The 23,504-nt window shown below is 51.2% G+C and carries 18 protein-coding genes; 12 read left to right on the forward strand and 6 right to left on the reverse strand.

Annotation, left to right across the window (positions count from 1 at the left end; translation table 11 throughout):
- Positions 1-55 precede the first annotated feature (55 nt).
- Complete coding sequence (locus tag PsAD13_RS22365; protein WP_208860172.1) at positions 56-505, reverse strand: MerR family transcriptional regulator; 450 nt, start codon at positions 503-505, stop codon at positions 56-58.
- Between the two features lie 1,284 nt (positions 506-1,789).
- Here PsAD13_RS22365 and PsAD13_RS22370 point away from each other — a divergent pair.
- The 5 genes from PsAD13_RS22370 (at position 1,790) to PsAD13_RS22390 (ending at position 9,342) form a co-directional block, all read left to right on the forward strand.
- Positions 1,790-2,023: a helix-turn-helix transcriptional regulator gene (locus tag PsAD13_RS22370; RefSeq protein WP_057461122.1), complete on the forward strand. Its 234-nt coding sequence runs from the start codon at positions 1,790-1,792 to the stop codon at positions 2,021-2,023.
- Between the two features lie 179 nt (positions 2,024-2,202).
- Positions 2,203-5,565 (forward strand): carbamoyl-phosphate synthase large subunit, encoded by a 3,363-nt coding sequence (carB, locus tag PsAD13_RS22375; protein WP_063319512.1) that lies wholly within the window; start codon positions 2,203-2,205, stop codon positions 5,563-5,565.
- Between the two features lie 95 nt (positions 5,566-5,660).
- The gene (gene greA / locus PsAD13_RS22380) at positions 5,661-6,134 is read left to right on the forward strand and encodes a transcription elongation factor GreA (protein ID WP_057461124.1); all 474 of its coding nucleotides are present in this window, start codon (positions 5,661-5,663) and stop codon (positions 6,132-6,134) included.
- A gap of 389 nt (positions 6,135-6,523) precedes the next feature.
- Entirely contained in the window at positions 6,524-7,864 is a 1,341-nt protein-coding gene (locus PsAD13_RS22385; protein ID WP_063319513.1) for a globin-coupled sensor protein, read from the forward strand.
- 143 nt (positions 7,865-8,007) lie between these two features.
- Complete coding sequence (locus PsAD13_RS22390; protein ID WP_063319514.1) at positions 8,008-9,342, forward strand: hypothetical protein; 1,335 nt, start codon at positions 8,008-8,010, stop codon at positions 9,340-9,342.
- A 65-nt stretch (positions 9,343-9,407) separates the two neighbouring features.
- On the opposite strand, the gene PsAD13_RS22395 is transcribed toward PsAD13_RS22390, so the two are convergent.
- Entirely contained in the window at positions 9,408-9,890 is a 483-nt protein-coding gene (locus PsAD13_RS22395; RefSeq protein WP_057461126.1) for an Lrp/AsnC family transcriptional regulator, read from the reverse strand.
- Positions 9,891-10,051: 161 nt separating this feature from the next.
- Between PsAD13_RS22395 and PsAD13_RS22400 the strand changes: the two genes are divergently transcribed.
- From PsAD13_RS22400 to PsAD13_RS22410, 3 genes are all read left to right on the forward strand, one after another.
- Complete coding sequence (locus PsAD13_RS22400) at positions 10,052-11,011, forward strand: mitochondrial fission ELM1 family protein (protein ID WP_063319515.1); 960 nt, start codon at positions 10,052-10,054, stop codon at positions 11,009-11,011.
- Positions 11,012-11,074: 63 nt separating this feature from the next.
- A complete protein-coding gene (trxB, locus tag PsAD13_RS22405) occupies positions 11,075-12,037 on the forward strand; it encodes a thioredoxin-disulfide reductase (protein ID WP_063290001.1) in 963 nt (320 codons plus the stop codon).
- Between the two features lie 27 nt (positions 12,038-12,064).
- The gene (locus PsAD13_RS22410; protein WP_063319516.1) at positions 12,065-12,976 is read left to right on the forward strand and encodes a LysR family transcriptional regulator; all 912 of its coding nucleotides are present in this window, start codon (positions 12,065-12,067) and stop codon (positions 12,974-12,976) included.
- Between the two features lie 1,324 nt (positions 12,977-14,300).
- Here PsAD13_RS22410 and msrP read toward each other — a convergent pair.
- Positions 14,301-15,275, reverse strand: coding sequence for a protein-methionine-sulfoxide reductase catalytic subunit MsrP (msrP, locus tag PsAD13_RS22415; RefSeq protein ID WP_057461130.1), 975 nt, complete (start codon positions 15,273-15,275; stop codon positions 14,301-14,303).
- Between the two features lie 286 nt (positions 15,276-15,561).
- Here msrP and PsAD13_RS22420 point away from each other — a divergent pair, with 286 nt between their 5' ends.
- Entirely contained in the window at positions 15,562-16,449 is an 888-nt protein-coding gene (locus PsAD13_RS22420) for an NAD(P)-dependent oxidoreductase (protein ID WP_063319517.1), read from the forward strand.
- A gap of 130 nt (positions 16,450-16,579) precedes the next feature.
- Here the strand turns inward: PsAD13_RS22420 and PsAD13_RS22425 are convergent, their stop codons facing one another.
- Both PsAD13_RS22425 and PsAD13_RS22430 read right to left on the reverse strand, forming a co-directional pair.
- Positions 16,580-18,640, reverse strand: a complete 2,061-nt coding sequence (locus tag PsAD13_RS22425; RefSeq protein WP_063319518.1) for an elongation factor G — start codon at positions 18,638-18,640, stop codon at positions 16,580-16,582.
- A 246-nt stretch (positions 18,641-18,886) separates the two neighbouring features.
- Positions 18,887-19,396 carry a DUF992 domain-containing protein gene (locus PsAD13_RS22430; RefSeq protein ID WP_057461132.1) on the reverse strand — a complete coding sequence of 170 codons (510 nt, stop codon included), beginning with the start codon at positions 19,394-19,396 and terminating at the stop codon, positions 18,887-18,889.
- A 447-nt stretch (positions 19,397-19,843) separates the two neighbouring features.
- On the opposite strand from PsAD13_RS22430, the gene PsAD13_RS22435 reads away from it, so the two are divergent.
- Positions 19,844-20,557 (forward strand): hypothetical protein, encoded by a 714-nt coding sequence (locus PsAD13_RS22435; RefSeq protein WP_063308040.1) that lies wholly within the window; start codon positions 19,844-19,846, stop codon positions 20,555-20,557.
- Positions 20,558-20,752: 195 nt separating this feature from the next.
- On the opposite strand, the gene PsAD13_RS22440 is transcribed toward PsAD13_RS22435, so the two are convergent.
- A complete protein-coding gene (locus tag PsAD13_RS22440) occupies positions 20,753-21,952 on the reverse strand; it encodes a pyridoxal phosphate-dependent aminotransferase (RefSeq protein WP_063319519.1) in 1,200 nt (399 codons plus the stop codon).
- Positions 21,953-22,226: 274 nt separating this feature from the next.
- On the opposite strand from PsAD13_RS22440, the gene PsAD13_RS22445 reads away from it, so the two are divergent.
- Entirely contained in the window at positions 22,227-22,625 is a 399-nt protein-coding gene (locus tag PsAD13_RS22445) for a GtrA family protein (RefSeq protein WP_152986572.1), read from the forward strand.
- Between the two features lie 443 nt (positions 22,626-23,068).
- Positions 23,069-23,479 (forward strand): DUF3775 domain-containing protein, encoded by a 411-nt coding sequence (locus PsAD13_RS22450; protein WP_063293957.1) that lies wholly within the window; start codon positions 23,069-23,071, stop codon positions 23,477-23,479.
- The last annotated feature ends 25 nt before the right edge of the window (positions 23,480-23,504 follow it).

Consider the following 23,504-nt stretch of genomic DNA (forward strand, 5'->3'; position numbering starts at 1 on the left):
CAACAAAAAACCCGGCACCAAGGGAGCCGGGTTCCGTAACTCTTATCAGAAGCGATTAAGCTGCTTCTGTTTCCAGCATGCTGCTCAGTGCATGAGACACACCGCGAACTTCTGCAATTTGCTCTTGAAGCGCTTGCTCCTGCTCATGAAGCAGCTGCTCCTGCGCACCACAAATTTCCTGAAGTTCTTTAAGTTGCTCAGGACGAGGGCTGGAACCCTCAACGAGTTTGATAATACGACGAACTTCTGCCAGCGTCAGACCGATCTTCTTGGCCTGCAAAATGACCCGCATGCGGCTCACATCACGACCTCTGTAGAAGCGGCGTGCTCCACGACGTACTGGGTTAAGAAGCCCCTTCTCCTCATAAAATCGTAGTGTACGCAGAGTGACGCTAAACAATTCTGACATTTCAGAGATTGCGAGCAGTTGACCGTCCCCATCGTCCTCACGAATAGGTCCAGCGATATCCGCAGCGACATCTAGCTTACTAGGAATACTGTTCATTTCCATTTGCCCGGTGGTTTGTATGTTAAACCTTAGAAGAGTTACAAAAGCTCATCATTTCAGCTCCCCACCCGGTGCCTCCATGAATTCCCCTAATAACTTTTGTACTCCCCCACTTCTGTACTAGCTTATGCAGTAGCATTTGATACCCACTCACACTGCGGAAGCTTTTCGATGTTCATTTGAACAATCTTCAATGCATCCCCAGTGAGGAATGAGTACCCCCACTTTCAAAGTCCTCAATGAAATCTATGATAATTCATATTGGACAATTGATAATCTACACAAGGAAACTGATAAAATATAGCCCGACATCGCATTTTTTACTTCGTAAATGCAACGTATACACTAGGACATCCGAGAATTAACATCATAAGTAGTTATACTAGATAAGTATTATAAAAAAATAGGGGCACATACTTTTGCAGTTCCGCTGATTTATTCTACATTTTCCGGCAAATACCCAAAGATGTTCCTGCGTTATCCGAGCTAATATACTATAGAAACGTCAATTACATATTGTCTATAATATGTGAACATGACGAAGAGATAGCCAGAGTGAGCAATATAACTTCTAACTACTCTCCTTCTTTAGATCTGCTCTGACTTTATTCTTTCTCAGTAAAACGAAAATTGGCTGACCAAATGATCACTCTGCACATTTTTTAAACAGGATGTTCATTTTTCGCGCTGCAAAACTTTGAACTGCCGTCGCGTACAGAGGGGATAATGTGAAATCTGACACATTAAAAGGCAAGATCACCCAAAGATTCACTAGGTCAAAAATGCCAGATTGTGCGCATTGCACAATTTTGGCCACCCAATTTCATTAATTGAATCATCTTCAGCATGTGCAAGCCAGAAGAAAGACACCCTCTTCAGCAGGTAAACTCAATTTACCATCAAACACGTACTTGCGCTTAGCCCCTCAACAGGCCATTGACGATCCGTCTGATTTGAAATCTGAAAGTCGCATGACGGTGCACATCCATCTTTTTGCCCTTCAGATTAGCCCGATACAGGATGAGTTCGTTTAACATGATTATCTCCTTGATGAGCCGCGTGAATGGAAAGCCACCTCAGTTCTATGCAAAGAAATCACACAGGCTTACGGGAGTTTTCCTGAAACGCCACAACTATAAGCGCACTAATTGCGCCTAATCAAGGTAAATGGCGCAATTTTTGCGCTTTTTACATTCTGTTATATGCAATAGTACGAATGCAGATTATTATGCATGAGTCTGTACAATGAATTTTCAGTCTGGGAATCATTAGGTTAGTATCATGAAACCATCTCAGTTTCGGGCTTGGCGCAAGTCGATGGGCTATAAGCAAAAAGAGGCAGCGGAACGCCTCGGCTTAAAAAAACGAATGATTCAGTATTATGAAAACGGCAATCGTGACGGTAAACCGGTAGAAATTCCGAAGTCTGTCAGGCTGGCCTGTTATGCCTTAAGCACTGGTATTGCTGACTTTGATGGTGAGAAAACCACAGAGAACACGACATTAGCTGAATAAACTCCCCTTAAGTCTTGAGAAAAAAAACCGGATTATTTCGGAAATAGGCGTTCGTCGGGGTTTATCATTACTCGAATATTTCTTATAACGCGCGCTCAGCCGACATACTCCTAAAGAGGGCACCACCAGAGCACCGATCGGGTGCACTGGTGCTTAAACGCGAGCATATGTGAGTCACCATGCCTAAACGCAATGACATCCAATCTATCATGATCATCGGGGCTGGCCCCATCGTGATTGGTCAAGCCTGTGAGTTCGATTATTCTGGAACTCAGGCTTGTAAGGCACTGCGAGATGAGGGCTACCGAATTATCTTGGTGAACTCAAATCCGGCGACCATCATGACAGATCCGGATCTGGCTGATGCAACCTACATCGAGCCAATCACCACGGACGCCGTTGAAAAGATCATCGCCAAGGAAAAGCCGGACGCGCTCCTGCCAACCATGGGCGGCCAGACCGCACTCAACTGTGCGCTGGAACTGGACCGCAAAGGCGTGCTGAAAAAATACGGTGTCGAGATGATCGGTGCAAAAGCCGACGTCATCGACAAGGCTGAAGACCGTGAAAAATTCCGCGCTGCCATGGACAAGATCGGGCTGGAAAATCCACGCGCCGCAATCGCATCCTCTCCGCCAATCCTTGATGATGAAGGCACCATCACCGGATATGATCGCGGTGCCGGTTACGCTGAAGCCATGCGCCAGATCGACACCATCGGCCTGCCAGCTATCATTCGCCCTGCGTTTACGCTCGGCGGCACAGGCGGCGGCGTAGCGTATAACCGTGAAGAGTACGAACAGATTGTTCGCTCCGGTATCGATGCGTCTCCAAACGGTCAGGTGCTCATCGACGAAAGCTTGCTCGGCTGGAAAGAATACGAGATGGAAGTGGTTCGTGACACAGCGGACAACTGCATCATCATCTGCTCCATTGAAAACATCGACCCGATGGGCGTCCACACAGGCGATTCCATCACGGTTGCCCCTGCCCTGACCCTCACCGACAAAGAATACCAGATCATGCGGAACGCCTCGATTGCGGTTCTGCGTGAGATTGGCGTTGAAACAGGCGGGTCGAACGTTCAGTTCGCGGTCAACCCGGCAGATGGCCGTCTCGTTGTGATCGAGATGAACCCACGCGTCTCCCGCTCTTCCGCACTGGCATCTAAAGCAACGGGCTTCCCGATTGCAAAGATCGCGGCAAAGCTCGCTGTTGGCTACACCCTTGATGGGTTGGAAAACGACATCACCGGCGGAGCAACACCAGCCTCTTTTGAGCCAACAATCGACTACGTCGTCACCAAGATCCCACGTTTCGCGTTTGAAAAGTTCCCAGGCTCCGAACCAACCCTGACAACAGCAATGAAGTCTGTTGGTGAAGTGATGGCCATTGGCCGGACCTTCAAGGAAAGCCTGCAACAAGCCCTGCGCGGTCTGGAAACAGGTCTGACGGGCCTCGACCCAATCGAAGTCGACGGCCTCGGCCACGGCGAAGACTACACCGCGATCCGCAAAGCGCTGGCTGTCCCAACACCAGATCGCCTGCTCAATGTCGCTCAGGCAATGCGCTTTGGCACCTCTGCAAAAGAGATCCACGACATCTGCAAGATTGATCCGTGGTTCCTGGAGCAGATGCAGGAAATCGTGGACATGGAAGCAAAGATCATCGAGCACGGCCTGCCAGACAACGCAGCCGCCATGCGCATGGTCAAAGCTATGGGCTTCTCAGACAGCCGTCTTGCGGTTCTCACCCAGACGACTGCTGACAAAGTAGCAGCTCTGCGGGCTGAGCTCGACGTGAAGCCAGTTTATAAGCGCATTGATACCTGCGCCGCAGAATTCGCGTCTCCAACGCCTTACATGTACTCCACCTACGAGACACCAACACCGGGTCTGCCGTCCTGCGAAGCAAACCCAAGTGAGAAGCAAAAGGTTGTCATTCTGGGTGGTGGTCCAAACCGGATTGGTCAGGGCATCGAGTTCGATTACTGCTGCTGTCATGCTGCGTTTGCGTTGAAAGATGCTGGCTTCGAGGCCATCATGATCAACTGTAACCCGGAAACAGTCTCAACAGACTACGACACCTCCGATCGCCTCTACTTCGAATCTCTCACCTCTGAAGACGTGCTGGAAATCCTCCGCCTTGAAAACTCCAAGGGCACACTCAAGGGTGTTATCGTTCAGTTCGGCGGCCAGACACCTTTGAAACTGGCACAAGCGCTCGTAGAAGCTGGCATTCCAATCCTCGGCACGTCACCAGACATGATTGACCTTGCAGAAGATCGTGACCGGTTCCAGCGTCTGCTGCACAGAATTGATCTGAAGCAGCCAGAAAACGGCATCGCCTATTCTGTTGAACAGGGCCGCCTCATTGCCAACCAGCTTGGCCTGCCGCTTGTTGTTCGCCCATCCTACGTGCTGGGTGGCCGCGCAATGCAGATCATTCGCGACGAGGAAGCGCTCAACAACTACCTGCTCGGCACACTGCCAGAGCTGGTTCCACATGATGTGCGCGCCAAGTACCCGAACGATAAAACCGGCCAGATCAACACCCTGCTCGGCACCAACCCGCTTCTGTTTGACCGTTATCTCGACGGCGCAATCGAAGTGGACGTGGACGCCCTGTGTGATGGCGAAGACGTCTTCATCTGTGGCATCATGGAACACATCGAAGAAGCTGGTATCCATTCCGGCGACAGCGCATGTTCCCTGCCAGCCTACACGCTGGATGACGAAACACTTGCGAGACTGGAAGAGCAAGGCCGCAAACTCGCTCTGGAACTCAACGTTGTTGGCCTCATGAACGTTCAGTTCGCAATCAAGGACGGAGAGATCTACGTTCTGGAAGTGAACCCGCGTGCATCAAGAACAGTACCGTTCGTGGCAAAAACCATTGGCGTGCCGATTGCAAAAATCGCAGCCCGCGTCATGGCAGGCGAGAAACTGTCAAACTTCGACCTCAAGCCGAAAAAGCTGGATCATGTCGCAGTGAAGGAAGCGGTCTTCCCGTTTGCTCGTTTCCCGGGTGTTGATACGGTTCTCGGTCCTGAGATGCGCTCTACCGGTGAAGTCATGGGTCTGGACACAGACTTCTCCTTCGCATTCGCCAAGTCACAGCTCGGCGGAGGCACCGTTATTCCAGCAGGTGGAACAGTCTTCATCTCATTGAAGGATGCAGATAAGCCGAAAATTCTTGAAGCAGCTAAAAAACTTGTAGCATCAGGGTTTTCCATTATATCCACCGAAGGCACGCAAAGATACTTGGAAAACCAAGGCATCCCGTGCGCAAAGGTCAATAAGGTGCTTGAAGGGCGTCCTCATATCGTTGATGCTATCAAGAACGGAGAAGTTCAGCTCGTCTTCAATACAACCGAAGGCGCACAAGCACTTTCCGACAGTCGGTCACTTCGTCAAGCTGCGCTGATGAACAAGGTTCCTTACTACACAACTGTGGCAGGAGCCGTAGCAGCAGCTCAAGGCATCGAAGCTTTCCGAGCGAAAACGCTTGAAGTAAGGTCCCTACAATCTTACTTCTGCTAGTATAGTTTAACAGGTCCGGGTTGAGGCTTCTCAGCCCGGTCAGTTTTTTAGTGTGATGGGCCACACCACCACAACGTAAGAAAGGTGTACGAGCCATGGAAAAGGTACCTATGACGCCGGAAGGTTATGTGATGCTCACAGAAGAGCTTAAGCATCGCACGACCGGAGAACGCCCGCGCATTATCGCAGCCATTTCCGAAGCACGTGCTCACGGTGATCTTTCAGAGAATGCGGAATACCACGCAGCGAAGGAACAGCAGAGCCTGAACGAAGGCCGGATCAACGAACTGGAAGCCCTTCTGGGTCTTGCAGAAATCATCGATCTGACCAAACTCAGCGGCGATACTGTCAAATTCGGTGCAACCGTATCTCTCATTGACGAAGATACCGAGGAAGAAAAGAAGTACATGATCGTTGGTGATGTTGAAGCTGACGTAAAACGTGGACGTATTTCTATCTCCTCTCCTATTGCACGCGCACTCATCGGCAAGTCTGTTGGTGACAGCGTCGAAGTGACTGCTCCAGGTGGCGCACGCGGTTACGAGATTACTGAAGTCCAATTCGGTTAAGTAAATTGTAGAGCTGAATTCAGCATTTCAGGACCTCTCATGAACTGAGATAATCCTTGCTGAATTTTCAGAATCCTATGATTTCAGGAAATGAAAGTGCCGCTCTGAGCGGCATTTTTTATGCAACCCACACGAGTTATCCACTAATTACAGAGCAAATAATCGGTTCTTCGATAAGTTAACGGATTTACTTCAAAAATCTGAAAAAGCAACAATACCCTGCGACAATCTGGCACGTATCCCTGCCTAAAAAGCTCATATCCCATCACAATCTGCGCTTGCCAACACAATTATAGGTATATATTCGACATTTTGCATGGATAAATCTACCTACTGTTAACCCTTGTAAATGCAAATGATCTCGACAAATTGACGGGAAATTTGCTGCCATGACCACCAATTCATTTTCAGGTCTGAAAAGCCAGCTCGGTTTTTTCAAAATCGATAGTCAGACCATACAAACACTTTCAGATCTTTGGCCCAGTGTTGAGGGCCACTTAACACAGATTTTGAGCGATTTTTACAACCACGTTCAGCGTGATCCGGAACTGAAGAAAAAAGTATCCGGCAAGGTTGATGGCTTGAAATCAGCTCAAGCAAGCCATTGGAAGATCCTGTTCACTGGCGGTTTTGATTCCACCTATATGGAGCGCGTTGACAAGATTGGCCGCGCCCACGTGTACACCGACCTTGAGCCGGATTGGTATATTGGTGGTTATACGTTTATTCTCGAAGAGCTGACTAAAGTGCTCTCCAGCAAGATGCGCTTTTCACCAGGCCGCTTGTCGCGCAGCCTGATCGCTCTTCAAAAAGCAGTGATGTTCGACATGGGACAAGCGGTCTCCGCCTACCATCGTCACTACACAGAGGAGCGCGATGAGCGCACCCACCAGCTTGAAGATGCCATCAATGCATTTGAGCGGACAATCACCAAGCGGATAGAACAGACAGCAGAAGCCGGCAATCGCGTCGAAAACTCTGCACTCACTCTTCGCGAAACATCCGAACAAAGCAAAATGGCTGCTGAAGCTGCGAGCCAGTCTGCTGACTACACAGCCTCTGATGTTCACTCCGGTGCGGCAGCTGTTGAAGAGATGTCCGCAAACGTCGCCGAAATCGGTTCGCAAGTGACCCGCTCTGCAGAAACAGCACAGACTGTTTCCAAAGATGCAGAACGCACCAACGATACTGTCCTCGGTTTGCAGACAGCAACCAACGAGATCGGCGCTGTGACTGAGCTCATCAGTGCAATCGCAGAGCAGACCAACCTTCTGGCCCTCAACGCAACCATAGAGGCAGCCCGTGCAGGTGATGCAGGCCGCGGCTTTGCTGTTGTGGCAAGCGAAGTAAAGGACCTTGCAAGCCAGACAGGTCAGGCAACCGACGAGATCGCTTCCAAGATCAGCGCGATCCAGAGCGAAACACGCCGCTGCGTAGAAGAAATCTCTGCAATCTCTCAGAAGATTGAGGAGGTGAGTTCGACAGCGACGGCAATTGCTGATGCAGTGGACCAACAGGCCATCGCAACCAACGAAATCTCTTCAAGCATTCAGTCCGCTTCTCAAAATGCGAAGGGCGTGACAAGCGAGTTGAGCAATATCCTGACAACAGCAGACGAATCCAAACGCGCTGTTGCCACGGCAACATCCGCTGCGACAGAACTCAGCCAGCAGAGCGAAGCGATTTCAGAAGAAATCTCTCATTTCTTCTCAAGCATCCGCTGCCTTTAATCGTCACGGCGACAATTCAAGAACACCAGAACGGCCTTCCACGTGAGGGCCGTTTTTGTATTTGCAGTCCAGAGCAGCAGCTCACAAAGTCAACCAAGACACGTCCCTCTAACACCGAGAAGAAAAACAAAAAAGGGAACGCAATGTCCATCAAATTCAAACTGGTTGATGAAAGTGGTCTGCCCGACACCACAGCACATGTCTGGGTCGCAGGCTGGATCAACGGAGGGTCACAGGAACACTTCAAGGTCTTGGAAGGAAGCAATTTCACAAGACCGAGCACAACAAAAGCGCCAACCAGCGTTCCGTTTCAAAAGCTCTCGGATATCGGCGATGTAGTGCTAGAGGACAAAACCAACGGTGATGACCGCTTCCTGTTCGTTGTCTCCAAAGACAAGCCGCAGGACCTCACAGTCACAAACAACAACCCGATTCAATACACCCAGTACCCTTATGCCAACACACCCGGCGTGGAGGCTCCCGGCCCGTTTGACGTTTTCGAGTTTGGTCTGGATGCTCAGCTAAACCTGTCCGCGGTGAGCGGTTTTGGTCTCAACCTCCGTTTTGATGTTGAAGGCGCGGACGGCCCGCAATATGGCATGCGCAAAGATGTGACACGGGCTCAAATTGCCGAGGCCTTCACAAAATTCATGAAAAACGAAGCTAAGGCTGACCCAGCCGCCGCTCACTTCCTCCCCCTGCTCTACTCCACACCGCTCACAAAAGGCGGGTTCCAGCCGCCCCTCGTAGACAATCAGTTCTTTGCCATCTGTGATCCCAACGATTGGCTCGCCTCAAAATCCGGCAACTATCAGAAAACAACAGATGATCCCCTGGCAACCTATTGGGATGAGACCCTCGACCATTTCTTCTCACCGGGAAACGTATTGAGCATCAATATTGGCTCCAAAGCGGTTCCTCGTTTGTATGAAGGAAGCTGCACCACACAGGCGCGCTCAGGATCAACCGAGCAACCCCAAGTCTATACACTGACAGGCCCAGCTGGCACTTTCCACTTCTACAAGCCGGAAAGCGGCCTGACGAGCAGCCAATACGTCTTCCAGCAATCCTTTGGCGTTGGTTTAACTCCGGCGGGGGCTGCAGGAGATGCAGGCCTGCTCCAGGATAGTATTTGGGAAGCGCTGTGCCGCGGTGTAGCACTAGACGGCGTATTGACCGCCGAAACGACAGAAAGCGCACAGGCAGCCTTTAGCACCTCAAAATGGAACGATTGGAGCAAGTGGTACGAGGCAGGCAAGACATGTCACTATTACTCAAAGTTCTTGCACTACAGCGACAGTGATGGAAACGACTCACGCCTTTCCGGCAAACCATCCCTCATGCTCAATCAGGCAGCCTATGGCTTCAGCATGGATGAAAACCCGGTCGGCCCCTATGACGGCCCTGAAGTTCCCTCGAAAACGAACGAAAACATAAAGTCAGGCACAGTTACAATCACAGTCGGTAAGTGGATGTGACCACGCATAAAAAAACGGCCTTCCTACGCGAAGGCCGTTTAAAAAGTTTCTCCCGGATCGAAAGCCTAGAAATACTCAGGCTTATCAATCGGCACGTTCGGCTCATCCTTGATACGGCGGATGGTCAGTGCAGTGCGAACGTGATCCACATTCTTTGTGGAAGTCACATCGCGAATAATGAAGTTCTGGAAGGTTTCCAGATCTTTAGCCGTACAGCGCATGATGAAGTCAACTTCACCGGACACCATGTAGCTCTCCCGAACCAACGGCCATTCCTTGACTTGCGCTTCAAATGAGACGAGGTCATTCTCTGTTTGGTTATGCAATCCAACCATGACAAAGGCGGTGACTTCATATCCCAGTTGTTTCTCATCAAGTAGCGTACGGTAGCCGCGAATGAGTCCTGCTTCTTCCAGGGCTCGAACCCTGCGCAAACATGGGGGCGCAGAAATTCCTACACGACGAGCCAGCTCCACATTGGTAATGCGGCCGTCTCCCTGCAGCTCCTTCAAAATTTGCCAGTCGATCGAATCCAGACGCGCTTTCAAGCTCGTCTCCTTTGCTTGTCCTATTGGATTAACAGTTAACCTGTTTTACAACACTGCCTAAAACACGAAGTTAGGCGAAATGCTAGTTTATTGCTTATTTGCGACAGACTATATCAACAAATAGCATTTTGCAGACACTTCCCGAAAGCTGGGGGAACAAAATGTCGCAAAACCTGTGGGTTTTAACAGATGGCAAGATCGGAGACGTAGCGCAATGCATCGGTGTAGCCGACGCGTTGGGACTTCCCTACGAAATTCGATTAGTTGCCCCCCGCAAGCTTTTTACCTACGCAATGCCTTGGGGACCAATCGATCCCAAAGACGCACCACACAAGCCAGAAAGCCCGCTTGCACCCCCATATCCCGCGGTCGCGATTGCATCCGGGCGCAGAGCGGTGCCCTACTTACGCGCACTAAAGCGGCTTTCCAAGGGCCAGACCTTTACTGTTTTCCTCAAGGACCCAAAGATCAACAGCAAATTTGCTGATTTTGTCTGGGCGCCAGAACATGACGGAATTTCTGGGAAAAACATAGTAACAACACTTACATCACCTCACCGTTTTTCAGCTCAAAAGCTGCAGGACGCGCGTGACAACCCGCTTGAAGCCATCGCAGCACTGCCAAAGCCCAAAGCAGCTGTCCTGATTGGCGGCAATTCCCAGCATCACACCTTTACGCCCGACAATATCAACACGCTTCTCGCCGCACTTAAAAACCTGTCGCACACCCATTCGCTCATGATCACCTGCTCCCGCCGCACCCCAAGAGAGCTGGCAATGCAGTTGCATGATCTGGGCAGATCAGAGGGTCATCTCTTCTGGAATGGGGAAGGTGAAAACCCCATCGTCCAGTACCTGGCCAACGCAGAAATCACAGTGGTTACAACAGATTCCACCAATATGGTGGGGGAAGCTGCAGCCACTGGAAAGCCTATCTACGGCTTCCGCCCAACAGGTAGTCACAGAAAGTTTGATAGGTTTTTATCAAGAATGGAGGATTTGGGAGTACTTCATCCCTTCCCCGGAGACATATTAGCACCTACTTATGAACCGATAGACGCAACACCGGATATTGCGGATGCCATATCCAAAGCGATTGAACAAAAGCAAACAAGCGGATAGAACCCCTCCCTAACACGGCACTGGTACTATCCAAGCGCGCACGAAATTTGAGGTTCTGAGGAAATGACTGTTAAGCACACCAAACTCCTGATCGTAGGCTCCGGCCCTGCTGGCTACACCGCCGCAATCTACGGCGCACGCGCTATGCTGGAACCGCTTCTGGTCACAGGTGTGCAGACTGGCGGTCAGCTGACCATCACCACCGACGTTGAAAACTACCCGGGCTTTGCCGATCCAATTCAGGGTCCTTGGCTGGTTGAAGAAATGCGCAAGCAGGCAGAAAACGTCGGCACCAAGATCGATTACGACACAATTCTGGAAGCAGACCTCTCCAAGCGCCCGTTTGAGCTGAAAGGCGACAGCGGCACCCTCTACACCGCAGATGCCCTCGTCATTGCAACCGGTGCACAGGCAAAATGGCTCGGTCTGCCTTCTGAGGAAAAATATCAGGCTGGTGGCGTCTCCGCATGTGCAACCTGTGACGGTTTCTTCTACCGTGGCAAGGAAGTTGTTGTGGTTGGTGGCGGCAACACCGCCGTTGAAGAAGCGCTCTACCTCGCGAACCTGGCAGAAAAAGTCACGCTGGTTCACCGTCGTGATGCCCTGCGCTCCGAAAAGATCCTTCAGGAACGTCTCTTCAAAAACGAAAAGATCAACGTGGTCTGGGACAGTGAAGTGGATGAGATCCTCGGCACCGAAAACCCAGCTGTTGTGACTGGCATCCGCCTGAAAAACCGTAAGACCGGTGAAACCACAGAAATGTCCACACACGGCGTATTCATCGCCATCGGACACGCTCCTGCGGTTGACCTTGTCAAAGATCAGGTAAAGATGAAGGAATCCGGTTACATTTGGACCGAAGCTGATTCAACTCAGACATCCATTCCGGGTGTGTACGCAGCTGGTGACGTGACTGATGAGCAGTACCGTCAGGCCGTGACCGCTGCAGGAATGGGCTGCATGGCTGCACTGGAAGCAGAACGCTACCTGGCAGCTTTGGAATCTGAAACTGAAGCAGCAGAATAAGAAACCGGGAAGATGGGGGGAAAGCAAATGCCAGGCCGTTCTTTGGATTGGGACAAGCTGCGAATTTTCCACGCAGCAGCACAGGCAGGAAGCTTTACCCACGCCGGCGAAGCTCTCAACATGAGCCAGTCGGCTGTCAGCCGTCAGGTCAGTGCACTTGAGGCAGAGCTGGGTGTCCCCCTCTTCCACCGTCATGCACGCGGGCTGATTCCAACAGAACAAGGCGAGCTTCTTTACAGAATCGCCCGCGAAGTTCTGCTGAAACTGGAAACCGTTCAGTCCCGCCTGACCGACACCAAGGAAAAGCCAAGCGGCACGCTCCGTGTCACCACCACAGTGGGGCTCGGCTCCACTTGGCTCACCGCCCGTGTCAACGAGTTCGTGGATCTTTACCCGGATATGCGTTTGGAACTCATCTGCATGGATGATGAGCTGGATCTGGGCATGCGTGAGGCAGATGTCGCCATCCGCCTACGCCAGCCAACACAGCCAGACCTCATCCAGCGCAAGCTGTTTACGGTGCACTTCCACGTCTACGCCTCACCGACCTATATTGAGCGCTTTGGCAGCCCAAGCACCATCGATGATCTGGACCACCACCGCCTGATCACCATCGGTGACAACATGGCCTCCTACCTGCGCGCGATGAACTGGCTTGCAACAGCCGGATTGCCAAACGGTGAGCGCCGCGATGTCTCCCTACGCGTGAACAACCTGTCTGGCATCAAGAAAGCCGTACAGACCGGCGTCGGCATCGCTATTCTGCCGGACTACATGGTTGAGCCAGGCGCAGGCATCAAACGCGTTATGTCTGTGACACAGGAAGAGCTGCCAAGCTTTGATACCTACTTCGTATATCCATCAGAGCTGAAAAACACTGCTCGCGTGACCGCATTCAGAGACTTCCTCGTCTCCTATGCAGAACGTTGGACACACTAGGCTAGAACTCTGCAAAAGAACTGATTTGGCTTGATGAGCCAGCTCAGGAGTTTCAACCCTAAGTTTTGCACTGCAAAATAAATAATATTCCAGATCTCTTTTGAGGCCTCTCAGACCGTCTGTGAGGCCCTTTTCACGCCATCTCATCCCGAAATGACAATATCTTACGCAGAGTTAGCTTTCTGATAGTTGTCAAATCCTGCAATGAAGTTCCGAGGGTTTTGAGCCCCCTTAAAAATGCATAGCTGCAATGCAAAAATTAAGGATTGCTGTTTCGGCGCTGCACTGCATATATACACCTGCTGTTGATCAGTTGTTGTCACACCTCTCCTCCCAGTGACATCAACATCCGATCAACTGTTCCCCTCTGGAAGGTGATTGCACCCATTAGGTGCTTTATCATTCATCACTTCGAAACCGGACCGCATGGTCCGGTTTTTTTTTGCCAAATGCCAAAGATGACCAAGGGTCTCCCTAAGTCTTTTAGTCAGCAAACCTCTCCAAGCACCTCGCAGCACACAAAGCTAACAGCGCACCTGACGCGCTATAAAGCTGTTTTGAAAGGCCTTTTGCTGAGCAGTTACAGCCGCTGACAAACACGCATGACATGCTCAAAATCGCCCTGCCTAAAAACAGACCTAAGGTCGCTTACTTCTTGGGCACACTAAAAAATCAACAATCCCGGATACACGCAGAGACATGCGGATTCATCAGGCTATTGCGCAGCACCACCTTGGGAAAACCCATCAGATTCAAGGTATTCCCAACTCACATAAACTAGTAGTTTCTGCAATCCTTACTCAAATTAACTATATTTTTCCTAGGTAAATCTTCAAACAGTGAAATTTCACCACCTCTAATCAGCGAAATTACAAATCAGCTTGCATCCTTTACTTATCGAATCATACCTATTGGCAAATATCCGAGGTAATGGATGTGAATGACCTGAGAAAAGCATTTTACACTCTGGTTGCCTGCGCACTTTTCGCAATCTATGGCGAAATCTCCCACGCCATAAGCGAAGCTGACAGAGCGGAACGGCTCGGCAGTCAAATCACTTTGCACATTCCAGCAGAATAACAGCGGCACACTTTGATTCCTCTTTTAACGAGGACAAGCCGCTTTTCAGTTATCCACAACAACCGGCAGGTTATCCTTCCAGTTCAATCCTGCCTAATCCTACAGCTCTAAAAACCCATTGAGTGAATAGGCTAATTCGCCAAACCCAACACCACATCACAACGTGCACAAAAAAGCCCGAGTGGCTTTGTCGCTCATTCGCAATCAAACCACTCAGGCCTTTTAAAAGCTTATCAGCAAGCGTTTACCGGTAGAGGTTCTGCCCTTCCAGATCCTTATAAAGGTGCGCCACCTGCTCCGCATAGCCATTGTAAAGCTGTGTTGGCACGCGCTCATCCGTACCCAGCAAACGCTCAGAAGCCTGCGACCAGCGAGCATGCGGCACTTCAGGGTTCACATTCGCCCAGAAACCGTACTCGCTCGGGCCAATCTTTTCCCAGAAGCTGACCGGACGTTGATCAGTAAAGGTAATCTTCACGATAGATTTGATGGATTTGAAGCCGTACTTCCATGGCATCACCAAACGGATCGGCGCACCATACTGCTTCTGCAACGGCTTGCCATAGATGCCCGTCGCTACGAATGCCAGGTCGTTCATGGCCTCATCCATGGTCAAGCCTTCAACGTAAGGCCACGGATACCAGAACTGACGCTGGCCGCTGGCCACGTCGGAATCTTCAAAGGTCTCAAAACGGATATACTTAGCACCATTCTGCGGACCAGCGTACTTCACCAGCTCGGATAGCTGGAAGCCAGTCCACGGCACAGCCATCGCCCATGCTTCAACACAGCGGTGACGATAAAGGCGCTCCTGCAAAGGCATCTTGCGCACCAGATCATCAAAATCGATGGTCTGCGGATTATCAACCATACCGTCAATGGTGATCGCCCACGGACGTGTCTTCAACGCCTGCGCAGCACCGGAAATGCGCTTGTGTGAGCCAAACTCATAGAAGTTGTTGTAAACGGATGTCACGCTCTCAGGCGTAATTGCCCGTTTCAGGGTGAAATCAGGGTTCCGCTCAGCTGGGTAGAGATCAAGGGTTGGGTCTTTGCCATCCTGCGCAAACACACTGCTCACCAAACCGGTACCACCAGCAGCCAGACCAAGGCCAACAGCGCCCAAGCCCTTCATAAACCTGCGCCGGTTGAAGAACACATCCTCAGGTGTCGCTTCTCTTTCCGGAATAATCCATTCAGGCCTATGAATAATGTTCATGCTGCCATCTCCAAGCAGGTAAGGGTTACGGTAATGTCTACCAATATTGGTCTATGACTTAGCGGCGAAACCCCTTAAACTTCAAGTAAACCCCCCGTGATCCTTTTCGTGATCACAGAAGGCGAGCACAGGACGAACTGTCAGACCACTCGGTTCAAAGCTGCCATCAACATCCAATCAGATTAGATTTCTTTAAATTCAGCGGGTTCAAGACACCCTTTCAAACACGCCTCCAGCTTATTCTGAAACGCCTAGCGTATGTCAGACAGGGCAAAGGAACGGCACCATGACAATCGGATTTATCGGCCTGGGCGCCATGGGCCTTGGAATGGCCCAGCGCATTAACAAAAATCATGCTCTGAAAGTTTACAACCGCTCTCCGGAAAAAGCCGCTGATCTAGTCGCGGAGGGAGCACAACAAGCCACATCTCTGCAAGACTTTGCAGACTGCCATATCGTTTGCTCAATGCTATCAGACGATGCAGCGGTTGAGGCCGTCTATCTTGCCGGAGACACTCTGGCACTGCCACTCAAAGAAAACAGCATCTCCATCTCTCACAGTACCATCAGCCCACCAATGGTAGACCGCCTCACAGCCGCCCACGAGCGCGCTAATGTCAGATTCTTATGCGTGCCAGTCCTTGGCCGGCCAGACAAAGCCGCGGAAGGGCAACTGGTCGCCGTCGCAGCAGGCGAACGCAGCACAATGGATGAAGCCCGCTCTGTTCTGGAAGCCATATCCACGCGGCAATTCTGGATGGGGCCAACACCGCGCCAAGCTGCAGTCACCAAACTGGGCATGAACTTCATGATAGCGGCGGCGGTGGAAGCTTTGGCCGAAAGCTTCACCCTGACAAGAAAGGCGGGCATAGATCCGGAAACCTTCCTCACACTAATAACAGAAACACTGTTCAGCGCTCCCGTCTATCAAGCGTACGCTCCACTCATCGCCCGCGAGCAAAACCCCTCTCCCGGCTTCAAAACCTCGTTGGGCCTGAAGGACGTCAACCTGGCGCAACAAACAGCTCAGGATCTCAAAGTACCGCTCCCCACAGCAGACGTCGTCGCCAACCAACTCCGCACCGCAATCGCAGCTGGATATGCAGACGAAGACTGGTCCATCCTCGCCCGCCTCATGGCCCAAACAGCATCCCTGCCACCTATTAAGCCTTGATGACAATATCGCAGGAGCAAAGAAAAACCCGGAGCATTGCCCCGGGTTCTTTTTCTGTCTCACTTTAGAGCGTATTCCCGAAAAGTGGTTCCGGTTTTCGGATAAGAATACGCGCGCAAGCTTTGGAGTATCAGGCTGGTGCTGTTGCACCCTCAATCACTTTGTCCGCAGCCTTGCCGGAAAGCTCGGCAAGGTGGTCAAAGTTACGAGAGAACGTCGCCACACCAGCTGTTGCAGAGCGAAGCTCTACAATAAGGTCGCTGAGTTCGCTCTCAGGGATCATGGCTTCCACTTCATCCCAGCCATCCCAGTTATCGCGGGCATCAAACCCAAGGATTTGTCCACGGCGACCGGAAACAATCGCGTTGATACGAGCTGTTGTATCTGACGGACAGGCCACAACAACCTTATCAACGGGCTCAAGAAGAACCGGCTTACATTCCTTCAAGCCATCTTTCATGGCCAGAATACCTGCCATGCGGAAAGCCTGATCGGAGCTGTCAACGGAGTGATAGGAGCCATCCTTCAGCGTCACAGCCACATCCACGACCGGGAAGCCCAAAGGCCCTTTCTCAAGAGCTTCTTTCACACCATCCCCGACGGACGGAATGTACTGCTTAGGCACCACGCCACCAGTAATCGTGTCGTTGAAGCTGTGCCCTTCACCACGTGGCATAGGCTGAATAGCCAGCACCACATCGCCAAACTGACCGTGGCCACCACTTTGCTTCTTATGGCGTCCGCGCAGCTCAGTCGTGCCGCGAATGGTTTCCTTATATGGAATACGAGGTTCAAAGCTCTTCACAGACAACCCATAGCGTCCGGTCAGTTTTTCAAGAGCAACACGCAGATGCATTTCGCCCTGCCCCTCCAGTACGGTCTCACCCGTGCTCTGGACTTGGGTAATGCTCAGGGATGGGTCTTCATCCACCAACTTGGACAGCGCAGTAGAGAGTCTGACTTCATCCTTCCGTTCTGTCGCCGTAATCCCCTTGGAAAGAACTGCATCCGGAGTATCAACGACAAACAGACTTTGCGAAGGCTTGGCACCAACACCAAGGGTCATGCCGGTTTCAATATTATCCAGCTTGCCAAGAGCCACCAGATCACCAGCAACAGCCTCTGTAATCTTCTTCGGCTGCAAACCCTGCATCTGGAACAGACCAGATGGGCGATACTCTTCCCCATGTCTGTCGTAAAGAAGCGCACCTTCCTTCACAGACCCACCAAACAGACGAGCAACAGAGAGCTTGCCGCCATGTGAAGTGTGGTAGGTTTTCAGCACCTGAAGAATGGCATCATCTTCCTTGAGCCCCAGACGCTTGCGGGTTTCAACAATACCTGGAGCATCATGGCGCAAAGCCTTCAGCAAGCGGCGGATGCCATTGCCTTTGATCGCGCTGCCAATAAACACAGGGCAGATTTCGCCGCGCTGCATTTCCTGCACAAGATCATCAAAAATGACCTCACTCTCAGGAGCTTCGTCTTCTAAAAGTTGCTCCATGAGAACATCATCGTGATCTGCCAGCATTTCCATCATGGCATAGCGCGCTTCCACCTCACGGGCACGCTCATCATCTGGAATCTCGATGATCTTACTTGGCTTGCCTTCCTGGTAGACAAAGGCCCGCTCCAGCGCCAGATCAATAAAGCCTGTCGCAGTGCCGTCCTCCCAGATCGGGATCTGGCGCAACACCATTGGAAGGCTCGAAGCTGGCTGCAACGCCTGAAGCATCGCGCGCACACTACCTGTTGCCTTGTCTATTTTGTTCAGGAAGAGAACATGCGGGATGTTCCGCTGTTCGAGTGATTTGAGAATGAGTTGAAGAGCTGCTGTCTTCTTTTCATCTGGCTCAGCAACCACAACGGCAATATCTACTCCGTTTAAGACACTGTTGCCTTCGTGAAGAAATTCTACGGATCCGGGGCAGTCGATAAATGTGAAGTGATCGCCCTTATAGGTGCAGGTGGCAATGTTCGCCTCAACGCTCATGCTGTGATCACGCGCTTCGTCACTGCTGTCACCCAGTGAGCTTTTCGCGTCAACACTTCCCTGTCGCCCAATAGCCCCCGTTCGTGCGAGAAGAGCTTCCAGCAGTGTGGTCTTGCCACTTGCGAAAGGTCCAATTATGGCAACCGAACGAGGGCTGCGAACCCTGCCTCCGGCAACTCCGACATGCTTGTCTCCCATGATCCATACTCCCTGTTTGGGTTTGGGAAGCAGACACGGGCGTTTGCGCCATGGCGGCGCAAAATCACACGCGCCTTCCAGAGTATTATAAGACTCTGGATAAGTATCGTCACTCGGAAACACCGTGATATGCAAGCGCCAAAACAACAGCGGACTGAAGCGTGACAGTCCGCCGCACAATATGAACCGGCGCTATTTATAAAGATCAAAGGGTTAGGATTCACAATCCCCCTAAGAATTAAAGGATCACTGCTTGGTCAGCCGCAGCCCTGTGACACCAGCTGTAATGTTCGCTCCAGTCTGGCCTTGCAGGCTTAAAGGCTGCAAAGCGATAGAGCGATTCAGGCCACCCAGCAGGACATTCGCCTGCACGCCAGCACCCAACGTGACACCGGCAGACACACCGCCGTAATTCCCGGCAAGAGAACCCGGCTTCAGGTTAGCCTTCGGCGCAACAACCCCCCAAACCAACGTTCCGGATGTGACGGGTCCGATGTCGATACCATAGCTGTTGATGGTGCCGGTATATCCTTCGATACGCTTTCCGCTCGGCGATTTGAAAACACAGGACAGTTCATGAGAGGAGCCAACAATGAAGTTGGTCCCGGCAACCAGATCACAGGTCAAAGATCCAACTTCAACACCAGGGCGATCCTTTTGGGGTTCTGCAGGAGGAGGTGCAGGCGTGTCTGCAGAATAGGCGGAAGTGCTGAGACCAAGAGCGGCAACAGCAGCAAAAGCAAGGCATTTCTTCATTATTGTTCTCCAGTGCTCAGGCTCTACGACCTTTTCACAATGGGAAACCAAAGCGTACGGACTGTCAAAGCCTTGCTACGATCACAGTGAATGCTCCGCTTAGTTCCAGCGTTATTTTTACCTAGTGATATGCGTTAGAAATTGTGATTAGGATTTTCACCATAAACGCATAACAGACCGACCTGCCCTGTCCGTCACCTCACCGGGTTAACCCTAAGCATCCCTTAAGCCGCTCAAAGTCACCTACGAGAAGCCCTGCATGCAGAAGGACTTACGGAAAAATTATCGATAAACCCTACATCCTCAGAAGGTTTCATAAAGCTGTATACCAATTATTAACCATAGATATTAAGCCTAACGATTTGACCCATTCTGGGACACTTTAGAACAATGTTTTAAATAAAACACGAGAGTCTCCACTCAGAAATTGAGTACGGAGAATCAGCAATGCGCTCAAATTTGAAGACACTTTTGTTTGGCATAACCGGTGCAATAGCCATTGCAACTCTTCCAGCGATCGCGCAGGCAAATCCCATCAATGCCCGCATTACAACTGCTTTCGGGGCACTCGAAGGCAAGATGTTGGGCCTGTTGTCAGGAACAGCTGCTTTCGGGCAGGGGCCAGGCTTTGCATCACAATTTGATGCGACCGCAGGCGGGACCAAGGATTATGGCTTTTATGCTGGCACAGGCCGCATGGGCTTCCGCACGCAGGACTACAACTACTTCGGTGTTGTTGGCTCTGCAGCGCAAATCAACGGTGGAGCCGGTTCCTTCGGCTACGTAGGTGCAGAAGCACAGGTTCACTTTGAAAACCTGTCTGTTGACGGACTGATCGGCGTTCAGATGATCGACGATACAGGCTCTGTCATGGGTGGTGCAACCGCATCTTACTATGCCAGCGAAAACGCACGCTTTTACGCGGGTTACCGCTATCTGCGCGACAGCCATATCTACGCAATGGGTATGGAGTTCAAGCCAGGGACTGAAACCGCCAACGGCATGACGATGTTCGCAGACCTGCGCTCTGAGAAGCTCGAAAACGCTTCTATCATGGCAGGCGTCCGCTTCTCCTTCGCCGATGCACAGACATTGGTTGAGGAAAGCCGCGGCACATTCGTCAACAACAGCTACATTCTGGATGCTCTCCTCCCGGACTAAGCATCCAAAAGCGTATCCCCGAAAAGTGGATTCCGGTTTTCGGATAAGGATACGCACAAACAAAGCACCAAAGTTTTCTTTGGTGCTGCGAAACACCTAAAACAAAAAAGGCGCTGCGTGATGCAGCGCCTTTTTGTATCTGTCGCTTAAAACTGGATGCCTGAGATCTCCCAGGCATTCGTTTCAGAAAATCGCTTACTTCAGGTTTCCGCAGAAACGCTGAATACGAGTACAAGCCTCAGTCAGAGCTTCAGTGGAAGTCGCATAGGAAACGCGGAAGTTTGGACCCAGACCGAACGCGGAACCCGGAACAACAGCAACACCTTCAGTTTCCAGAAGCTCACCTGCAAAGTCCAGATCAGTCTCGATCACCTTGCCAGATGGCGCAGTCTTGCCAATGGTGCCTGCGCAAGATGGGAATACGTAAAACGCACCCTCTGGAACCGGACACTCAAGACCGGAAGACTGGTTCAACATAGACACAACCAGATCACGACGATCCTGGAAGACCTTGTTGTTGACTGGAATGAAATCCTGTGTCCCATTCAGCGCTTCAACCGCAGCTGCCTGAGAAATGGAGCATGGGTTGGAAGTGGACTGGGACTGAACCTTCGCCATCGCCTTGATCAGATCAGCAGGGCCACCCGCATAACCAATACGCCAGCCGGTCATGGAATACGCTTTGGAAACGCCATTCACGGTCAAAGTGCGATCATAAAGCTGAGGCTCGATCTGCGCAGGTGTGGTGAACTCAAAGTCATCATAGACAAGGTGCTCATACATGTCGTCAGACATGATCCAGACATGCGGGTGCTTCAGCAGAACGTCGGTCAGAGCTTTCAGCTCATCGCGGGTGTAGCCAGCACCGGACGGATTGGATGGAGAGTTGAAGATCAACCATTTGGTTTTAGGCGTAATCGCCGCTTCCAGCGCTTCAGGCGTGATCTTGAAGGTCTTCTGATCCGCCTCAACAACCACAGGCTCACCACCAGCCAGCAGCACCATGTCAGGGTAAGACACCCAGTATGGTGTTGGGATGAGAACTTCATCGCCTGGATTGATAGTTGCGATCAGTGCATTGTAGAGCACCTGCTTGCCGCCGGTTCCGACAGTAATCTGGTTTGGCTCATACTTCAGGCCATTGTCACGCAGGAACTTAGCGCTGATTGCCTGTTTCAGCTCAGGAGTGCCATCAACCGCTGTGTATTTTGTTTTGCCTTCATTAATAGCTGCAACTGCAGCAGCTTTAATGTTGTCTGGCGTATCAAAATCTGGTTCACCAGCACCAAGGCCGATAACGTCGCGGCCTGCGGCTTTCAGTTCGCGTGCCTTCGTGGTCACTGCAATCGTTGCAGACGGTTTCACACGAGACAGCGAGTCAGCGATAAAGCCCATAATGCCCTCCAATAGAAGCGGGTACGTTCTTCGCAAAATAAGTGCGGGCAGACCCTAAGGCGCAGACCAAAGCTTGGCAAGCGCAAACACGCCAGTTTTTCCGCTCAAATTTCGCCAAAGACTGCAGATTTTTTCAAATATTACTCCCCAGATTTAATCAGAGGTTCTGTAACGCTGCGTCTCTTGTATTTCCAGAGGAACAAAGCTAAGCAGCCTCTGAAGCTAAAGACCTGAAGATTTAGCTGGTCCCATCAGAAATGAGAGCCCGAATTCCGTGAAAAGCCTGCTGCGAAAACTACTCGAAAATCAGTTCATTCGCTTCGGAATGGTTGGCGGCTCCGGTCTTGTGGTCGATCTGGTCGCCCTTGCCTTTTTCTGGCAAGTGGTCGGTCTTGATCCCCTCATTGCGCGAATCCTTTCCATCTGGATTGCCATGACCAACAACTGGTTCTGGAATCGCATCTTCACCTTCCGCTCTGAAGGCAGTCCTTTTGGGGAGTATGTGAGATTCGTTTTGGTCAACAGCGTGGGGGCCGTCATCAACTACAGCACCTATGGCGCACTGATCACCCTGATCGACGGCTTCTCCACCTATCTGGCCGTCATCCTCGCCACACTGGTGTCCATGACTTTCAACTTCGTGCTTTCAAAAATCTACGCATTCAAAAACTAAGCGCAGGTATTTCATGAAAAATCGGCTCTTTTTGGATGTGCCGACAGGGTAAGAAACACCCCTGCCAGCACAAAGCACTCAGGTCCGCCAGCACCTAGAAATTCTGGGAGATTTGATTGTATTTTCGTCCCTACATCAAATGCTACTCGTAGGTGCAGCGCACAAACAACCCCTCCCCCTGCGGTATGTACTGTTTTTTTTAACCATAACGATATCAAGTATTCCGCTCAGTAGAACTACATAGGATAAGTTGCGGGCGCGCACTAACCTCCATTTAACCAATTCCCTTTTCTTTTCTACCGCTTAAATCGCCTATTACTCTCAGCGGCGCCATACTGTCACTCAGCGCGATTGGACTGCAGGCAGCTGTTCCATAAGTTCCACTTGCAGAATAATTCCGAACAGGAGTAACGTTCTGTTACAGCAATAAGCGGGGACGAACGATGGCCGTAGAACTAGCACTATCTGCAGAAACTGTTCGCTTGATCGTACAAAAAGCGCGCGCTGTTTCCGAAAGCCTGCCAGACACTTACGAGGACGGGCACGAAGGTGACCTCTCCTTCGATACGGAAAAGTTGGAAAACGTTCACCATCACGACGGACTTGCAGAAGAAGAGCATGACGACTTTTCTGAGTCTGAACTGAGAGAGATTATCGACGACCTCAACATCGACGAAGCGACAGAACTGGTCGCCATCGCATGGATTGGTCGCGGTGATTATGACCAGAACGACCTGGACATTGCCTTCTCTGAAGCGCGCGAACGATCCACGTCTCCGGTCTCAACATACCTTTTGGGCCTCCCCCTCTTGCCTGATTATCTCGAGGCTGGTCTCGAAGCTCTGAATCTATAAGAAAATATGGGCAATAGCAGTTTTG

The organism is Pseudovibrio sp. Ad13, from assembly GCF_001623225.1.
In the GTDB taxonomy this organism is placed as follows: Bacteria; Pseudomonadota; Alphaproteobacteria; order Rhizobiales; family Stappiaceae; genus Pseudovibrio.

Bases quoted from the DNA above. Each gene is read 5' to 3' on its own strand.
- PsAD13_RS22450 (WP_063293957.1), top strand. From the start codon at position 23,069: ATGGCCGTAGAACTAGCACTATCTGCAGAAACTGTTCGCTTGATCGTA.
- PsAD13_RS22400 (WP_063319515.1), top strand. From the start codon at position 10,052: ATGTCGCAAAACCTGTGGGTTTTAACAGATGGCAAGATCGGAGACGTA.
- PsAD13_RS22390 (WP_063319514.1), top strand. From the start codon at position 8,008: ATGTCCATCAAATTCAAACTGGTTGATGAAAGTGGTCTGCCCGACACC.
- PsAD13_RS22420 (WP_063319517.1), top strand. From the start codon at position 15,562: ATGACAATCGGATTTATCGGCCTGGGCGCCATGGGCCTTGGAATGGCC.
- PsAD13_RS22440 (WP_063319519.1), bottom strand. From the start codon at position 21,952: ATGGGCTTTATCGCTGACTCGCTGTCTCGTGTGAAACCGTCTGCAACG.
- carB (WP_063319512.1), top strand. From the start codon at position 2,203: ATGCCTAAACGCAATGACATCCAATCTATCATGATCATCGGGGCTGGC.
- PsAD13_RS22425 (WP_063319518.1), bottom strand. From the start codon at position 18,640: ATGGGAGACAAGCATGTCGGAGTTGCCGGAGGCAGGGTTCGCAGCCCT.
- greA (WP_057461124.1), top strand. From the start codon at position 5,661: ATGGAAAAGGTACCTATGACGCCGGAAGGTTATGTGATGCTCACAGAA.
- PsAD13_RS22370 (WP_057461122.1), top strand. From the start codon at position 1,790: ATGAAACCATCTCAGTTTCGGGCTTGGCGCAAGTCGATGGGCTATAAG.
- PsAD13_RS22385 (WP_063319513.1), top strand. From the start codon at position 6,524: ATGACCACCAATTCATTTTCAGGTCTGAAAAGCCAGCTCGGTTTTTTC.
- PsAD13_RS22365 (WP_208860172.1), bottom strand. From the start codon at position 505: ATGAACAGTATTCCTAGTAAGCTAGATGTCGCTGCGGATATCGCTGGA.
- msrP (WP_057461130.1), bottom strand. From the start codon at position 15,275: ATGAACATTATTCATAGGCCTGAATGGATTATTCCGGAAAGAGAAGCG.
- PsAD13_RS22430 (WP_057461132.1), bottom strand. From the start codon at position 19,396: ATGAAGAAATGCCTTGCTTTTGCTGCTGTTGCCGCTCTTGGTCTCAGC.
- PsAD13_RS22435 (WP_063308040.1), top strand. From the start codon at position 19,844: ATGCGCTCAAATTTGAAGACACTTTTGTTTGGCATAACCGGTGCAATA.
- PsAD13_RS22410 (WP_063319516.1), top strand. From the start codon at position 12,065: ATGCCAGGCCGTTCTTTGGATTGGGACAAGCTGCGAATTTTCCACGCA.
- trxB (WP_063290001.1), top strand. From the start codon at position 11,075: ATGACTGTTAAGCACACCAAACTCCTGATCGTAGGCTCCGGCCCTGCT.